The 15,336-nt window shown below is 62.9% G+C and carries 15 protein-coding genes, 1 tRNA gene and 1 rRNA gene; 1 reads left to right on the top strand and 16 read right to left on the bottom strand.

Annotated elements, in window-relative coordinates; translation table 11 throughout:
• Positions 1-64: 64 nt before the first annotated feature.
• The 14 genes from AC1RTB_RS07870 to AC1RTB_RS07935 all read right to left on the bottom strand — a co-directional run bounded on the left by AC1RTB_RS07870 (position 65) and on the right by AC1RTB_RS07935 (position 12,781).
• Positions 65-1,309: an acyl-CoA dehydrogenase family protein gene (locus tag AC1RTB_RS07870; RefSeq protein WP_492876284.1), complete on the bottom strand. Its 1,245-nt coding sequence runs from the start codon at positions 1,307-1,309 to the stop codon at positions 65-67.
• 207 nt (positions 1,310-1,516) lie between these two features.
• The gene (locus AC1RTB_RS07875; RefSeq protein ID WP_492876286.1) at positions 1,517-2,569 is read right to left on the bottom strand and encodes an alpha/beta hydrolase family protein; all 1,053 of its coding nucleotides are present in this window, start codon (positions 2,567-2,569) and stop codon (positions 1,517-1,519) included.
• A gap of 51 nt (positions 2,570-2,620) precedes the next feature.
• Positions 2,621-3,163 (bottom strand): gamma carbonic anhydrase family protein, encoded by a 543-nt coding sequence (locus AC1RTB_RS07880; protein WP_492876288.1) that lies wholly within the window; start codon positions 3,161-3,163, stop codon positions 2,621-2,623.
• A gap of 16 nt (positions 3,164-3,179) precedes the next feature.
• A complete protein-coding gene (locus AC1RTB_RS07885; protein WP_492876290.1) occupies positions 3,180-3,515 on the bottom strand; it encodes a cupin domain-containing protein in 336 nt (111 codons plus the stop codon).
• Positions 3,516-3,526: 11 nt separating this feature from the next.
• Entirely contained in the window at positions 3,527-4,531 is a 1,005-nt protein-coding gene (locus AC1RTB_RS07890) for a quinone oxidoreductase family protein (RefSeq protein WP_492876292.1), read from the bottom strand.
• A 34-nt stretch (positions 4,532-4,565) separates the two neighbouring features.
• Positions 4,566-5,444, bottom strand: a complete 879-nt coding sequence (locus tag AC1RTB_RS07895) for a beta-keto acid cleavage family enzyme (protein ID WP_492876294.1) — start codon at positions 5,442-5,444, stop codon at positions 4,566-4,568.
• The gene (locus AC1RTB_RS07900) at positions 5,444-6,205 is read right to left on the bottom strand and encodes an SDR family NAD(P)-dependent oxidoreductase (protein ID WP_492876296.1); all 762 of its coding nucleotides are present in this window, start codon (positions 6,203-6,205) and stop codon (positions 5,444-5,446) included. The genes AC1RTB_RS07895 and AC1RTB_RS07900 overlap by 1 nt, the downstream gene beginning before the upstream one ends.
• A gap of 3 nt (positions 6,206-6,208) precedes the next feature.
• A complete protein-coding gene (locus AC1RTB_RS07905; protein WP_492876297.1) occupies positions 6,209-7,135 on the bottom strand; it encodes a dioxygenase family protein in 927 nt (308 codons plus the stop codon).
• Between the two features lie 24 nt (positions 7,136-7,159).
• Positions 7,160-7,945, bottom strand: a complete 786-nt coding sequence (locus AC1RTB_RS07910) for a glutathione S-transferase family protein (RefSeq protein WP_492876298.1) — start codon at positions 7,943-7,945, stop codon at positions 7,160-7,162.
• A 64-nt stretch (positions 7,946-8,009) separates the two neighbouring features.
• A complete protein-coding gene (locus tag AC1RTB_RS07915; RefSeq protein WP_492876300.1) occupies positions 8,010-9,053 on the bottom strand; it encodes a branched-chain amino acid ABC transporter permease in 1,044 nt (347 codons plus the stop codon).
• Positions 9,053-9,931 (bottom strand): branched-chain amino acid ABC transporter permease, encoded by an 879-nt coding sequence (locus AC1RTB_RS07920; protein WP_492876302.1) that lies wholly within the window; start codon positions 9,929-9,931, stop codon positions 9,053-9,055. The genes AC1RTB_RS07915 and AC1RTB_RS07920 overlap by 1 nt, the downstream gene beginning before the upstream one ends.
• Positions 9,932-9,942: 11 nt before the next feature.
• Positions 9,943-10,671 (bottom strand): ABC transporter ATP-binding protein, encoded by a 729-nt coding sequence (locus tag AC1RTB_RS07925; RefSeq protein WP_492876304.1) that lies wholly within the window; start codon positions 10,669-10,671, stop codon positions 9,943-9,945.
• A complete protein-coding gene (locus tag AC1RTB_RS07930) occupies positions 10,671-11,417 on the bottom strand; it encodes an ABC transporter ATP-binding protein (protein WP_492876306.1) in 747 nt (248 codons plus the stop codon). The genes AC1RTB_RS07925 and AC1RTB_RS07930 overlap by 1 nt, the downstream gene beginning before the upstream one ends.
• 86 nt (positions 11,418-11,503) lie before the next feature.
• Complete coding sequence (locus AC1RTB_RS07935) at positions 11,504-12,781, bottom strand: amino acid ABC transporter substrate-binding protein (protein ID WP_492876308.1); 1,278 nt, start codon at positions 12,779-12,781, stop codon at positions 11,504-11,506.
• A gap of 318 nt (positions 12,782-13,099) precedes the next feature.
• On the opposite strand from AC1RTB_RS07935, the gene AC1RTB_RS07940 reads away from it, so the two are divergent.
• Positions 13,100-14,128, top strand: coding sequence for a LacI family DNA-binding transcriptional regulator (locus AC1RTB_RS07940; protein WP_492876310.1), 1,029 nt, complete (start codon positions 13,100-13,102; stop codon positions 14,126-14,128).
• 314 nt (positions 14,129-14,442) lie between these two features.
• Here the strand turns inward: AC1RTB_RS07940 and AC1RTB_RS07945 are convergent.
• Positions 14,443-14,519: transfer RNA gene (locus tag AC1RTB_RS07945), tRNA-Met, on the bottom strand.
• Between the two features lie 386 nt (positions 14,520-14,905).
• Positions 14,906-15,020: ribosomal RNA gene (rrf, locus tag AC1RTB_RS07950) — 5S ribosomal RNA — on the bottom strand.
• Between the last annotated feature and the right edge of the window lie 316 nt (positions 15,021-15,336).

Raw genomic sequence — 15,336 nt, forward strand, 5'->3', positions numbered from 1 at the left:
CAGTTCCTCCCTAAACCAGATAGGGCGACGACGCCATGTGGCGCTGCCGCCCATCCGGATTGCCTCAGTTTTCGGGACCGGCATATTTGCCGGCGGTGGCGGGGAACATGTTCTTGATGATCTTCATGCGGCTGACGTCGACGGTGGCGTCCATGTGCAGGAAGATCGCGGCGTCGCGGAACAGCTTTTCGATGCCGAATTCGAGCATCGCGCCGTTGCCGCCATGCAGTTCCAGCGCATGGGTGGCGACCTTCATGATCTCTTCCGAGGCGTAGACCTTGGCCATGTTGCACAGCACGTCGGCATCCGGGTGCGCTTCGTCGACAGCTTTTGAGGCACGTTCGATCAGCGAGCGTACAGCTTCGATGCGGGTCGCCATGTCGGCCAGCCGCAGCGCCACCGCCTGATGCTTGATCAGGATGCGCCCGCCCTGGACGTAGTTCTGGACATAGTCGGCGGTGCGCTCGAAGCAGGCGACGCCGACGCCGAGGTTCTTGGCCGCCTGGATGATCTTGCCGGCGCGGAAATACTGGCCGGCACTGCCCAGCGCCGAATTCTGGACGAGCAGGTGGTCGGCCGGCACGCGGCAATCCTCGAAGACCAGCTCGCCATTGTTCATGAAGCGGCAGCCCATCGTCTCGTTGCATTTGGTGACGGTCAGGCCCGGCGTGTCGCGCGGCACCAGGAAGCTCGACGTGCCCTGCATCATGCCAACCGACGTATCGGTGTTGGCGTAAACGACATAGAGGCTGGCGTCGAAACCGTTGGAGATGAACTGCTTGCGGCCGTTGATGACCCAGTGGCCGTCCTTGAGCACCGCCTTGGTGTGCATGGCGGCTTCAGGGACGTTGTAGGGCAGCCAGCGGTCGGAAGCGCCACGCGGTTCGGTCAGGCAATGCGCGAGCAGGAACTGCGGATCGGCCAGCAGGCGCGGGAACCACTTGTCCTGGAGGTGTTTTGGCGCGAATTCGCGCAGCAGGATCGACACCTTCCAGTTCTGCACCAGCTTGTCGGCGAGGCCGGAATCGCCGCGCGCGATGCCCTCGGAGATCAGGGCGAAGGTGCGAACCTCGCTGTCGCGCTCCAGGTCGACGCCACCGTACTCCTCCGGCACGCCGAGGGTGCGCACGCCGATGGCCTCGGCGCCCTCAAGGATCGAGCGCGGCAGCCGCTCGCCGGGGCTCATGTCCCATTCGCGCTGCCAGTTCGAGCGGATGAACGGCGTCACCACGTCGTCGACAAACGACCGGCAGCTGTCGCGCATCAGGCGCTGTTCCTGAGACAAGGACCCATCATCGGCGTGTATCATTTTTCGCTCCCTTCGAATTCAATCGGTCGGCTTGGGTGCCTCCCACCACGCAACAATTGGTATCAGCGCGTGTGATTTCGGGTCAGGCCGTGGCGTCCGCTTCTGGTGGACTATCGTCCAATTCCAAGTGGATATTTCGCGACCGGCACCGCGCCAATCGGCTGGTCATGCAAGGCGTCTGCCTGCCCAGGCGCACGATTGATTTCCCTAGCGTGTGAACCGCTCGGCCAGCCAGTCAGCAACCAAGGGCCGGTAGAGCCAGGGGATGTTGTTGCAGACATGGTTTCCAGCCGGGAAGACATGGAGTTCCGCGCCATTGCCGCAGAAATCGGCGCATTTCTGAGCTTCGGACGGTGGAAATATCTTGTCGCGCCCGCCATGCAGAATGAGCGCGGGGACCGTGGGGCCATCGATGCCGTCCAGCGTGAAGTGCTGGGCGCTTTCGACAACATCGTCGCCGCCAAGGGCAAAAGTCATGTTGTCCTGATAGACTTTCGGCAGCGTCGGCCACATCGCGCCGAGGTCGTAAAAGCCATTGATCGAAACAACGGCCGCGAGGTTTTCCAGCGATGCGGCGGCCCGAAGCGCCAGCATGCCGCCAAAGGCCATGCCGACCAGACCGACAGCACCCGACAGGCCGGGCTTTCCCTTGACCGCCGATATCGCTGCGGCAATCGCCGGCGCGATATCCGCGCGCAGATGGCCGTGCGAACGCCCTTCGCCCTGGCCGGGACCATCGAGCGACAGTGTTGCCATGCCACGGCTGAGGAAGTGGAGTTCGAAGGCGGGGAATTCTTCCTTGGTGGAATCCGAACCGGGAATGATCAGCGCCAAGGGATGCGGCCCTGGTCCCTGCGGCAGCCGCAAGTAGGCGCGCAGGACACCAGCCTCGAACGGCACCTCGATCAGATCGCCGGGCAGGTCGAGCAACGGGGCTGCCTTGCGGAACAGTTCGACCTTGCGCGCCGCAGCAGCTTCTTTCGCAAAGAGGTTGTCGAAGGCCATGAACTGCCCGAAATGATAAAACAGGCTGGCGCGGGCAAAGGCTTCGCCGGCGGTGACCTTGCGTCCCCGCGCGAGCGCGTCCGCGCCCATCTCGGCGTGACGCTCACCCTCGGCACTCCATGCCGCCAGCCAGTTCTCCCAGACTCCGGCGCTGTCGACCACAGCCCGCGCTGTCGCCGAAGGGATGCCGGCGACCTCCATGCGCGGCAGCCAATGCTCGACCACGCTCAGCAGCCTGTTTTCGGTCTCGCCCATTCCCACGTCCTTCGTGATCCAGCACCCAAGAGATGCCTGAGATTTCTACAATTACAACTCGACCGGCTTCAGTTCGGCCGGATAGGCTTTGGCCTTGTCGCGATATCTGGCCGCACCGCGCGACAGATTTTCCGCCGCGTCCTCATCGAGCGACCTGATGATCTTGGCGGGAACGCCGATGACCAGCGAGCCATCCGGCACGACCATGCCTTCGCGCACCAGCGAATTGGCACCGACAAGGCACCGCTCGCCAATGACGGCGCCATTGAGGACCGTCGCGCCCATGCCGATCAGGCTGCCTTTACCGATGCTGCAGCCGTGGATGATCGCGTTGTGACCGATGGTGACGTCGGCGCCGATGTCGACTGGGAAACCCGGATCGGTGTGAATGACGCACCCGTCCTGCACGTTTGAGCCGGCACCGACAGTGATCGGTTCGTTGTCGCCGCGCAGCACCGCGTTGAACCAGATGCTGGCGCCGCTGCCGATGCGCACGTCGCCGATGACCACGGCACCGGGAGCAACGTAGAAATTGCCGTCTTCGGGCAAGGTGGGCTTTCGTTCGCCCAGCTGGAACAGCGATGGCTTGGTCATGCTAGCATACGCCCATTCAAGAGGTCGGCATGGCGAGCAGGATCGAGGCCGGCGCGTTGGTGTTGTTGACCAGCGCGCGCGCTTCGCCAGGCGCCAGGCGGCAGCTGTCGAGCATGCCCAGCGTCACCGAGCCATCCACGGTTTCGACAGTCACCTCGCCGGCAACGACAATGTAGATCTTTTCGACCGGAGCATCCTTGAGCGAGGTGCGCCCGCCCGGCAGAAGATGCGACAGGCCGATCCAGATCGTATCTGTCGTCGTCGCCTCCTTGCCCTGCAAGCGCAGGCAGCGCATGTCGTAATGCTCCGGCGCCTCGTAAGGCTTGGCCTCGCTGTAACGCGTAAGCTGCATGTCGGGTCCCCTTACGGCTTGAGCAAGACCCGCTCGGGCGTGCCGCGCAGCACCGAGGCATAGGCCTTGGCGGCATCGGCAAAACCGTAGCAGGTGGCCGGATTGATGGGGAACGGCTTGAGCAGGCCTTCCTCGAACTTCAATTTCAGCCTGTCGAAGATGCGGGCGCCGTCGACAGACGAAAGCGCCAGCGTGTCGACGCCGATATATTTGTGGCGTCCGCGGAAGAAGTTGAAGATGTCGAAGGGCACGGCGCGGTCGAAGGTCGAGATGAAGATCTGCCGCGCCTGCTTGGCCATCGCCTTGTTGGCGATCTCGAAATAGGGGCTGCCGACAGTGTTGAAGACGATATCGGCACCGTGGCCATCGGTCATCTCGCGGACGATCGCCGCGACATCCTGCGCGCCGCTGTTCAGCATCGTGACCGGGCCATTGGTATGACCCATCAGCGGCTGGTCGTTGTACTCGACGGCGAAGACCTTCGCGCCGGCCATCGTCGCCAGCTGGATCGCCGCCTGCCCGACCTTGCCGTTGCCGCCGCAAACCAGGACGACGTCGGTCGGCTGGACGCCGCCGGCCTCGCGGAAACCTTCATAGGCGGTGATGAACGGCACGCCGATCGAACCTGCCTCCTCCATCGAAAAATTCCTCGGCTTGGCGCGCACCGCCTTCTGGTCGAGCACCATCCATTTGGCGTGGCTGCCATCCTGGCTGATGCCGAGTTCGCCGCCGCCGCCCCAGACCTCCATGCCGATCATCTGCGAAGGCCCTTCGCGCACGATGCCGCCGAAATCGCGGCCGGGCGTGCGCGGCCACACCGCATGCGGCATGTGGCCGAGCGATGCCTTGACGTCGCTCGGATTGACGCCAGCGGCGACGATCTCGACCAGAACCTGGCCGGGACCGGGGCGCGGCACAGTAACCTCGGCGACCTCGATCAAAAGGTTGTCGAGATCGGGCGACTTTTGCGAGACCCTGAGGGCATTGCCGGTCTTGGCGCTTGCTTGAATGTTCATCTGGTTTGATCTCCTTTACGCAAGCTGCGCCGCCTCAGGCGGCAAGCCCCAGCATTTCCCTGGCTTCCGACGGGCCGGCAATCTGCCCGCCGAGTTTTTCGATGAGGTCGCGAACGCGCTCGACCAGCTCGCCATTGCCTTTGGCGAGCACGCCCTTGGCGATGTAGGAATTGTCCTCCAGCCCGACGCGGACATGGCCACCGAGCAGATAGGCCTGCATCGCCATCGGAAACGACATGCGGCCGACGCCGAACCCGGTCCACACGGCGTCAGCAGGCAGCATGCGCGCGGCGGCGGCCATCATGTCGGTCGTTGCCGGAAAGCCGTATTTGACGCCGGTGACGATGGTGAACATCGCCGGCGATTTCAGCACGCCCGCTTTCAGCAGGTCCTGCGCCAGAACGATATGGCCTGAGTCGAAGACCTCAAGTTCCGGCTTGGAGCCAGCCTCGTTGATGATGTCGGCCATGATCTTCACATTGCCGGGCGTGTTGATCACCACCTCGTTGCCGAAGGTCATGGTGTTGAGGTCAAGCGTTGCGATGTCGGGCTTCAGCGCGACGATATGCTCGACCCGCTTTTCCGGCCGTATCAGCGTCGTGCGCGGACCGGCGACGGCCGGGTTCTCGTCACTTGGATGGTAGCGCCCGCCGGGACCGGTGGTGATGTTGAGGATCAGCGCGTTGTTTTTCGCCCGGATCCTTTCCACCACTTCGCGGTAATATTTCAGCTCCATCGACGGTTTTGCCGTCTCGGGATCGCGGACGTGGATATGGGCGATAGCAGCACCGGCATCCGCCGCTTCGAGGCAGGAATTGGCGATTTCCTCCGGTGTCACCGGCAGGCCGGGATGGTTTTCGCGCGTCGTCAGATTGCCGGTGACGGCACAGGTGATGATGACTTTCGGCTGCATCAGAGGTGCCTCCCCCCGTCGACGACAATGCGGCTGCCGGTCGAGAATTTGAGCTGGGTCGCGCAAGCGATGATGGCTTCGGCGACATCGGTCGGGCTGGTGATCCGCTTGAGCGGCGTGGTTGCCGCGACCTTGTCGGCGAACTCCTTGCCGCGTCCCGGCACGAACTGGGTGTCGACCGCACCGGGGGACACCGTCATGACGCGGATCTCCGGCGCAAGCGCCCGGCCGAGCGAATTGGCCATGATGTCGAGGCCGGCCTTGGCGCCGCAATAAGCGACGTTGGAGCCGATGCCGGTGAAGGCGGCGATCGACGAGACATTGACGATCAATCCGTCACCGCTGACTTTGAGCGCCGGTGCGAAGGCGCGGATGGTGGCGAAGACGCCGCGCCAGTTGTTGATGAAGATGCTGTCGATCAGCTCGTCGGTCAGCGCGTCGAGATCGCCATGCGCCACCGGCTGGGTGATACCAGCGGTATTGACCAGGATGTCGGCCCGCCCGAACCTGGCGAGCACGGCATCGCGGAAGGCTTCGATCGTTGCGGTGTCCTCGATTGAAACCGGCAAGGCGGCATGACCCGCGCCCGGCAAGCTCGCGACGATCTCTTCGGCCTTTTCCCTGCCCGAGCGGTAGCCGACAATGACGGTTGCGCCGGCTTCGGCAAACAAACGGCAGGTCTCGCGGCCGATGCCTCCCGAGCCACCGACGACGACAGTCACCTTGCCTTCAAGCGGATGGGATGAATTCTGGGCAGTCATCGGTCAGCTCTTCTTTCCCGAGATCGGCGGGATGGGGAAAGTCGGCGTTCCCGCCACCAGCTTGAAGTCGTATTCGCAGGTGTAGAAAGGCAGCGTCGCGCCAGCGAAATCGGGATGCGGCTCGGTATGCATGACAAAATCGCCGACGATCTGCTGCTTGGCGCCGAATACAACATCGGCGGCCAGCGCCTCCGGCGTGTCGGAGAAGATCTGGGTGATCAGCGTCTTGTGGCCGGGAGCCGTGACGATGAAATGGATATGGGCCGGACGCATCGGCTCCCGGTTCTGGGCGCGCAGCAGCACGCCTACCGGGCCATCGGTCGGCACCGGATAGCCAGCCGGCTTGACCGACTGGAAATGGAACCGGCCGTCGGCACCGCTGGTGAACTTGCCGCGAAGATTGAAATCCTCCTGGCTTTCGTCCTGGTTTTCGTAGAGGCCGACAGGCGACGCCTGCCACACGTCAAGCGTAGCACCGGCGATCGGGGCACCGTCCGCGCCTATCACCTGGCCCTTGAAGAACAGCGAGGCTCCAGGCGTGTCCGAGCGGGCGATGCAATCGCCGGACTGGCACAGCGGCGCGTGGCCGCGATAGAACGGCCCGAGAAGCGCCGACATCGTTTCGCCCTGCATGCCGTTATTGTTGATCAGGTCGATCAGCGTCGAAGCACCGAGCACGTCGGCGGCGAGCACGACCTCGTTGTGGAACTCGTTGGTGAGCTGGCCGATCTCGACGATCCAGCGCAGCGCGTATTCGAATTCCTCTTCGGTCGGGCGCGTCTCGAGCACGAACTGGTGCAGATGCGTCACCAGTGCCGTCATGATCTGCTTGAGCCGGGGATTGTCGGTGTCCGCCATCGCCGCGAGCACCGTCGGGGTCACATCGGCTTCCCTGGTGATGAGCTTGGGCTCGATGCTGATATGGTTCATGGTCATTCTCCAGTGCTTCCGAAGTCAGGCTTCGGCAGGTTCGGCTTGGTTTGCGGCCGTGCGCAGATGCGGGTATTTTTCGGTCAGCAGCGAGCCGTGGTAGTAGGTCCTGGCGAAGGCGTCGGTGGCCCTGATATTGTCGAGCCAACGGCCAATCTCCGGTGCGTCCCGCCACATGCCGCCAAGATTGATGTCGTCCATCCGGACAATGACGGGCATGATCGAGATGTCGGCCAGCGTCATGTCCTTGCCCATCAGCCAGGGTCCGCCGCTCGTCGCCAGCCATGTCGCCATGCGGTCGATGCCGCGCTGGAGACGACCGAGCGCTTCGTCCATGTCCGCCCTAGGGAAACCGGTGCGGCCCATCTTCATCAGGAACTCGCGGCGCAGGGGCTTGCTGTCGCACAGCGCCTGAAATTCCTGCTCGCTCATCGCCTGGTAGTGCGGCAGGAAGGCAAGGTTGTAGGACGGCACGCGGATCGCCGGCGTCGGCACCTCGTCGATGAAGCGCATCATCGCCCGCATCTCAGCCACCTTGAGCGGATCGCGCGGCCTGAGCGGCGCCACGTCGCCCAAGATATCTTCAAGGTATTCGACGATGACGGCGGAGTCGGTGACCGCTGCACCTTCGTGCAGCAGCGTCGGCACCACGCCATTGGGGTTGATCGCCAGATATTCCGGCTTGAGCTGGTCGCCCTTGAACAAATCGAGCTTGTGTTCCTCGAAGGCCTTGCCCTTGGCGTGAAGGACATAGCGGACACGCTGGCTGCAGGTCGACTGCGGCGCGTTATGAAGCACAAATTCCGGCATGTCTTTTTCCTCTCGCTGTCTGCACGAGGTTTGGGTTCACGGCTTGGGCTCGAAGGGCGAGCAGCTAGTCCCAGTTGAGAATTCGAGGCAGCTTGCCGTTCTTGGCCAGCGTGCCGATCAGCCCGAGCGGGAAGAACATCAGCCCCAGCGCCATGACGAGGCCGGTGCCGAGGATGTTGACCTCGGACGCGCCCATTGTGGCGACGAAGATCTCGTTGAGCGCCACGATCATGATGGCGCCGACGACCGGCCCGGCGATCGTGCCCTTGCCGCCGAGGATGCACATCAAAACGAGGTTGGCCGAGATCAGGATCAACAGGAAGATGTTGGGGCGGAGGTAGGTCAGGTATTCGCCCCACACCGCGCCCGCCATGCCGACGAAGAATGCCGACAGCGCGAAGGCGACGACCTTGTAGAAGCGCGTGTCGATGCCCGCACTTTCAGCCTTGATCTCGTCCTTGGAGATGGCGCGCAGGCCAAGGCCGAACTTCGAGTGCTTGATCTTGTAGCTCGCCCACACCGAGAAGGCGGCGATCGCCAGCATGGCATAGTAGTAGGGCACCTTGGCCCACTGCACCGACAGGTGGTTGGGCGGCAAGGTCAGCCCGTTGGCGCCGCCGATGAAATGCCAGTTGTCGAACAGGATGCGGGCGATCATCAAAAGCGCGATCGAAGAGATGATGAAACTCGGGCCGCGCACCTTGAGCGTGACCATGCCGACGAGATAGCCGAATGCCGCGGCGACCAGACCGGCGAGCGGTGCGGTGACAATCGTGGAAATGCCGTAGCGCGCCAGGATCATGCCGGAGAAGTAGCCCCCGATGCCGAAGAACACGGCATGGCCGAGCGAGACATAACCGGCAAAGCCGCCGAGGATGTTCCAGCCCGAGGCCATGGCGACGTAGGAGGCTGTGAACAGCACCAGGTGCAGCACGTAGTTGTAGTTGCCATAAAACTGCAGCAGCGGCAGGGCAATAAGGACGGCGAGGGCCGCGAGCGGAAACCATGTCGCCCTGGCCTGGTCGGCCTTGCGCGACAGTTTGTCGTTGTGGGCGCGGCGCGCCTCGAGCACAGCGCTGGCGCTGGTGTCCTGCAGGGTAACGGCCATCACGCCAACTCCGGTTTTTCGCCGAACAGCCCCTGGGGCCGCACCAGCAAGATGATGAACAGAGCGAGGAAGAAGGTCAGCGTCGACCAGGTGGCGCCGATCCAGGTGCCGACGAAGGCCGCGACCACGGAGAGGAACAGCGCCCCCACGACGGTGCCCAAGATGCTGCCCATGCCGCCGAGCACCACCACCGACATCAGCATGGCGATCCACTCCCAATGCTTGGCCGGGAAGAAGCTGAACACGAAGCTGACAAGCGAACCCGCGGCACCCGCAAGGCCAAGGCCGATGGCGAAGGCGAGAATGCTGATGAACTGGACATTGACGCCGAGCAGTTCGGCCGCCTCGCGGTTCTGGGTGGTGGCGCGGATGGCGTAGCCGAGCCGCGAATATTTGAGGAACAGCGACAGCGCGGTGATGATGGCCAGCGACACGATGCCCGCATAGAGCTGGCCCTTGGGAATGAACACGTCGCCGATGAAGAAGGCCGCCGTGGCGTAGTCGGGCGACGTGACGCGCTGGGTGTTGGTGAACAGCGCGCCGAGCAGGCCTTCCACCATCATCGCCAGCGCGAAGGTCAAGAGCACCGTCATTTCCGAATATTTGGCGCTCTTGGCTTCGCGCTGGAACACCAGCCGGTAGAGCACCACGCCGATGGCCGCCATGATCAGGGCCGCCACCGGCAGCATCACGATCGGGTCGACGCCGAGCATCTTGAAACCCCAATAGGTGATGTAGGCGCCGCCGATGATCAGCGAGGGATGCGCCAGATTGACGATGCGCATCACGCCGAAGACCAGCGACAGGCCCGAGCCCATCAGGGCGATGACGCCGCCAAGCGCCAGGCCCAAAATCAGTATCTGCAAAATCTCTGCCATGATGATCCCCGTCAGGCGGCCTTCTTGCCGCCGAGGTAAAGTTCCTGGATGCGCGGGTCGGCCAGCACTTCGCTTGCCGGGCCTTCAAACAGCGTCCGGCCAAGATCGAGCACCACGCCCCAGTCGGCGTTCTTCAGCCCCATCAAGGCGTTCTGCTCGACCAGAAGCACGGTGACGCCCTCGGCCGACATCATCTTCATGATGTCGAACATCTCCTGGACGATCTTGGGCGCCAGGCCGAGCGAGGGCTCGTCGAGCATGACGATGTCGGGCTTGATGATCAGCGTGCGGGCCATGGCGAGTGTCTGCTGCTGGCCACCGGACATGGTGCCGGCGTGCTGGTCGGCGCGCTCGCGCAGGATCGGGAAACGCTCGAGGATACCCTCGATGCGCCGCTCCAGCTCCTTCTTGTCGTCAAGGATGAAGCCGCCCATGCGCAGGTTTTCACGCACCGTCATCTTGGGAAACAGCGCGCGTTCCTGCGGCACGAAGCAGATGCCCTTGCGCAGGATCTGGTCGGGGCGCAGGCCGTTCAGCCGCTCGCCCTTGAAGATCACGTCGCCCTTGCGGATCGACAGCATGCCGCAGATCGCCTTGAGCAGCGTCGACTTGCCAGCACCATTGGGCCCGATGATGCAATGCACCTTGCCGGGCTCGACGGTCAGATGCGCGCCGTCGAGGATGGCGGGGCCATCGCCATAGCCGGCGGTGATGTTGGTGACTTCGAGAAGCTTGGTCATCATGCCGCCTCGTCTTCGAGCACGCCGCCGAGATAGGCGTCGAGCACATGGGGGTCCTTGCGGACGACTTCGGGCGTGCCGGCGCAGATGACCTTGCCATGCGCCATGACCACGACCTTGTGGGAAAGCCGCATGATCAGGTCCATGTTGTGCTCGACGATCAGCACCGTCATGCCCTTGTCGTTGAGGGCGCGGATGTGGCCGACGATCTCTTCCATCAGCGACGGATTGACGCCGCCGGCCGGCTCGTCGAGCAGGATGATCTTGGGGTCGGACATCAACAGTGCCGCCAGATCCATCAGCTTCTTCTGGCCATAAGACAGGTTATGACCGTCCTCATGGGCGATGCGGGTGATGCCGAGGAAATCGAGGATGGACATCGCCTTGTCCTTTTCCTCGCGCGACATTGCCGGCTTGAACAGGCCGCGGATGCCCTCGACCTTGGACTGGACGATGACGTTTTCGATCACCGTCATGTCGCCGAGGTTGCGCGAGATCTGGAAGGTGCGGCTGAGGCCCTTGGCGGTGATCTTGTGCGGGCGCAGATTGTCGATGCGCTCGCCGTCCAGCCAGACCTCGCCGGAGCTCGGCACCGCCGTCCGGCTGATGCAGTTGAAGGCGGTTGTCTTGCCGGCCCCGTTCGGCCCGATCAGGGCGGTGATCGACCCTCTCTCGACAGTGAACGTTGCGCCGTCGACGGCCTTGATGCCGCCGAAATGTTTACAAAGGTTTTTGACTTCGAGCATGCGCCCGATCTCCCATTCCGAGCTCAGCCGGCCAGGCCGGCGGTGGTGAAGACGCCCGCGAACGGGCGTCCTCCCGGATTGCCTTGTCAGAAGCCGTTCTTGGGGTAGCTGAACGGCGACACACCTTCGAACTCGCCGGTCGGATAGACGAACTTCAGATTACCGCCCTGCCACTGGGTCATGATGTGGGACTTCTCGACCGGCAGGCCGACCTCGTCCCAGGAGAAGCGGCCAAGCACGGTGCGGACCGGGTTGTCCTTGGTGCGCGCGTGCAGCCATTCGCCCATCTTGGCATTGTCGGTGGTGCCGGCACCGGTCATCGCCTGCTCGATGCCCTGGCAGACCGCGAACGGAATGGCGCTGTCCTCGTCGGGCTCGACGCCGTACTCGGCCTGGAAGGCCTTGACGAAATCGGCATTGTTGAACGGCTTGCCGGCCAGCGTGCTTTCGAACGGCACATCCTTGTGCCAGGTGGTGTGGATCAGCACGCCGTCGGCGGCTTCCTTGCCGACGCCTTCGATGAACTCGGTCTGCGCGCCCTGGCTGAGATAGACCAGCTTGGGCGTGGCGCCGACAGTCTTGAGCGCGCGCGTCAACTGCACCGCTTCTTCCGCCGAGGCAGTCAGGCCGACGATCATCTCGGCACCGGAGCGCTTGATCGAGTTGGCAAGGTTGAGCCAGTCGTTGAAGCCTTCTTCCGGCCACTTCTCTTCCATCACCACCTTGATGCCGACGTCGGCAAGATAGCCCGGCGCCAGATCGGCGATTTCCTTGTCGGTCGCCGGATCCTTGACCTTCTGACCGAGCAGGCCGGCGGCAATGGCGTTAGCGAAGAAGTCGTCGGCGGAAACGACCGCCACGGTCTTGGGGGCCTGATCGGCCGCGATGAGCTGCTTGATCACGCCGGCAACGTCCTTGCCGGTATATTCGGCGGCATTGACCTGGAAATAGAACAGGTTCTTGTAGCCCTGCTCATAAATACGCAGCGCGCCACCCGAGGGAATGGCATGCACCATGTTGTATTTCGACAGGATGCTGGCGACAGGAAATGTCAGGCGGCTGGAAAACGTGCCGTAGACCGCCTCAACCTTGTCGACATTGATGAAGCGTTCGTACTGGTTGATCGCCGTTGCCGTATCGGAACGGTTGTCGCTGACGACCAGCTCGACCTGCCTGCCGAGGATACCCCCAGCCTGGTTGATCAGCTTGGTGCAGAGCTCGTAGCCCCGCTTGTGCTTCTCGCCGCTGACCGACAACCCGCCGGTGATCGGCAGCGAGGCGCCGATTTTCAGATTGTCGGCATGAGCCGCACTTGCCATCAAGGCCGCTGCGGCTGTCGCAGCGAGCAATGTATTCAATCTCATACGCTTTCCTCCCGTTAGCGATCGACTGCACCAATGACCGGGCGGCAACGATCGAGACGCGCGCCTGGCTTAATTTTCGTACCCCCGACAGGCCTGCCTCCTCAGGTTTGCCCGTCCTTCGTAGGCGATAATTGGGGGTATTCGCTTCGCCGCCCTCCCAGACAGCCTCGCATTCGCCTCGACGCACAGGCTCTTCCAAGCACTCAACGCTTGTTTGTGCAATCGATTGCGTGACTGAATTACCATGACGCCCAAAAGCGGTCAAGGATATTTCGCAAACGATTGCGTGAAGGGTGCCCGTTCTGATAGTTTGGCAAAATGCGGCAGAAACGGATCACCCTCAAAGATATCGCCCGCGAGACGGGCGTGCACGTTTCGACAGTGTCCCGCGCCTTGGACCCGGTCGAGCGCAAGACGATCACGCAAGAAGTCGCGAGCCGAATCCAGGCGGCGGCGGACGCGCTGGGCTATCGTCCGAACCGCATTGCGGCGGGCCTGCGCACCAACCGGACGATGACGGTGGGTGTGATGATCCCCGACATCACCAACGTCATCTTCCCACCCATCCTGCGCGGCATCGAAAGCATCCTCGAACCGCTCGGCTATGCTTCGATCATCGTCAATACCGACAGCGAACGCGACCGCGAAAGCCGCCTCGTCGATGTGTTGCGCGACCGCGGCGTCGACGGCATCATCCATGCGGCGGTGCTGCGCTCCGACCCGACCATCGCCAAGGCGGCGGCCGACGGGCTCCCCGTGGTGACGCTGAACCGCAAGGTCGAGAATTCGAAAATTCCCTATGTCATCAACGACGAGGATGCCGGCATCTGCCAGATGCTGCGCCATCTCGGCGATCTCGGGCATCGCGACATCGCCCATCTCGCCGGACCGCAGGATCTGTCGACCGGTCAGCTGCGCCTCGCCGCTTTCCGTAATGCCGCCAAAAAGCTGTCGATCGAATTCCACTCCGACCTTGTCGTCACCGCCAAGCGCTTCGACGAGCTCGAAGGCGCGCGCTGCGTCCAGCAACTGCTCGCCTCGGGCAGGACATTCACGGCGATCCTGTGCGCCAACGACCGTCTCGCGCTTGGAGCGATCGACGGGCTGCGCGAGCAAGGCATCGACTGTCCGCGCCAGATCTCGGTCACCGGGTTCAACGACATGCCGTTCCTGGAGTTGATCAGGCCCAAGCTGACGACCGTCAGGATCCAGCAGCACAGTGCCGGTCGCACCGCGGCCACGATCCTGATGCAGCTGATGAATGGCGAGAAGCCCGAAGACGTCCCGATGGAGACGATCCTGCCTGTCGAGATCGTCATCCGCGAAAGCACCGCGCCGGCGTGCTGACGCCGCTGCCACTTGCTGGCGCGCACTGATGTACTCTCATCGATCGCGAGTGGCTGGCCGTCCTGTCGGCTGGCTGTTGCGGCCTGGCGTTTGGCGAGCTCGGCTTGGCCGTGCAGGGACTGGGGCAGTTGGTGGCGGATGGGCGGCTGATCCAATGAGGCGTTGGCGCGGCGAATGGGCGTGCTTGGCCTGCGCGGCCGACGACATGTCGGGGACCTCGACAGCCAAACGCCCCGCACGAGGCGGGGCGTTTCGGTTTGGCGAGCTGATATGCGAAAGGCCCGCCGGTTTTGACCGTGCGGGCCTGTCGTATTTGGTTGCGGGGACAGGATTTGAACCTGTGACCTTCAGGTTATGAGCCTGACGAGCTACCGGGCTGCTCCACCCCGCGTCAACCTATCGGCATAAGCCGGCCGGGCAGCCCGGACTTTCTTGGTTTTCCGTCCTTGGAACCTTCGGTTCCTGCGGTCGGATGGGGTGCTGCTCCACCCCGCGTTATCCGACTTTTGCCTCGGGCAAAATGTCGTATTTGCAGTGCCCATTTTGCAGGTTTTGCCTGCGCCGATGGGCCTTGCGAAGATTTCGGCTTTCGCTCGGTTTCATATAGGCGTTTGCCCGGATGATTTCGAGAGGTCGCCAATCAAAAGGGCCGCCCAATCGGTAAGGACTGGCGGCCCGCTACCCGTTTTCGGGCCTTGTTTCGTTGCGAGAAGATTTGCGCCATCGTCGTGATCGTGTTCGATCAGGCGATGGCTTGATTTAACGTGCGTTTGGCAGACCTGGCAGCGACTTACTCTCCCGCGTCTTGAGACGAAGTACCATCAGCGCTGGAGCGTTTCACGGCCGAGTTCGGAATGGGATCGGGTGCAGCCGCTCCGCCATAACCACCAGGTCGGCAAAACGCACGTTGTTCGAGAAGCTTTGTGTAGCGAATAGGGAATAGAGAGGTGCGAATAGGGTTCCCCTATCCGGTGCCTCTCGGGGCTATTCGCTGGTCTTTGTGTGCCAAGTGACGACTTTTGCGATCGGCTTTCGGGCAAAGCCCGCAAGCGCGACTGCGCGTCGCCGGTCGTCCGGCGCCCTCGCGGAGCATAGGGCCGTAAGGCCCGCTCATGCGTGAGCGCTGGTTTTGATGGACATTAGGAATGAGAACGATCAAGCCAATCGAACTATTAGTACCGGTAAGCTTCATGCGTTGCCGCACTTCC

Source organism: Aminobacter sp. GW821-FHT11F06 (assembly GCF_058808215.1).

Bases quoted from the DNA above. Each gene is read 5' to 3' on its own strand.
- AC1RTB_RS07870 (WP_492876284.1), bottom strand. From the start codon at position 1,309: ATGATACACGCCGATGATGGGTCCTTGTCTCAGGAACAGCGCCTGATG.
- AC1RTB_RS07875 (WP_492876286.1), bottom strand. From the start codon at position 2,569: ATGGGCGAGACCGAAAACAGGCTGCTGAGCGTGGTCGAGCATTGGCTG.
- AC1RTB_RS07880 (WP_492876288.1), bottom strand. From the start codon at position 3,163: ATGACCAAGCCATCGCTGTTCCAGCTGGGCGAACGAAAGCCCACCTTG.
- AC1RTB_RS07885 (WP_492876290.1), bottom strand. From the start codon at position 3,515: ATGCAGCTTACGCGTTACAGCGAGGCCAAGCCTTACGAGGCGCCGGAG.
- AC1RTB_RS07890 (WP_492876292.1), bottom strand. From the start codon at position 4,531: ATGAACATTCAAGCAAGCGCCAAGACCGGCAATGCCCTCAGGGTCTCG.
- AC1RTB_RS07895 (WP_492876294.1), bottom strand. From the start codon at position 5,444: ATGCAGCCGAAAGTCATCATCACCTGTGCCGTCACCGGCAATCTGACG.
- AC1RTB_RS07900 (WP_492876296.1), bottom strand. From the start codon at position 6,205: ATGACTGCCCAGAATTCATCCCATCCGCTTGAAGGCAAGGTGACTGTC.
- AC1RTB_RS07905 (WP_492876297.1), bottom strand. From the start codon at position 7,135: ATGAACCATATCAGCATCGAGCCCAAGCTCATCACCAGGGAAGCCGAT.
- AC1RTB_RS07910 (WP_492876298.1), bottom strand. From the start codon at position 7,945: ATGCCGGAATTTGTGCTTCATAACGCGCCGCAGTCGACCTGCAGCCAG.
- AC1RTB_RS07915 (WP_492876300.1), bottom strand. From the start codon at position 9,053: ATGGCCGTTACCCTGCAGGACACCAGCGCCAGCGCTGTGCTCGAGGCG.
- AC1RTB_RS07920 (WP_492876302.1), bottom strand. From the start codon at position 9,931: ATGGCAGAGATTTTGCAGATACTGATTTTGGGCCTGGCGCTTGGCGGC.
- AC1RTB_RS07925 (WP_492876304.1), bottom strand. From the start codon at position 10,671: ATGACCAAGCTTCTCGAAGTCACCAACATCACCGCCGGCTATGGCGAT.
- AC1RTB_RS07930 (WP_492876306.1), bottom strand. From the start codon at position 11,417: ATGCTCGAAGTCAAAAACCTTTGTAAACATTTCGGCGGCATCAAGGCC.
- AC1RTB_RS07935 (WP_492876308.1), bottom strand. From the start codon at position 12,781: ATGAGATTGAATACATTGCTCGCTGCGACAGCCGCAGCGGCCTTGATG.
- AC1RTB_RS07940 (WP_492876310.1), top strand. From the start codon at position 13,100: ATGCGGCAGAAACGGATCACCCTCAAAGATATCGCCCGCGAGACGGGC.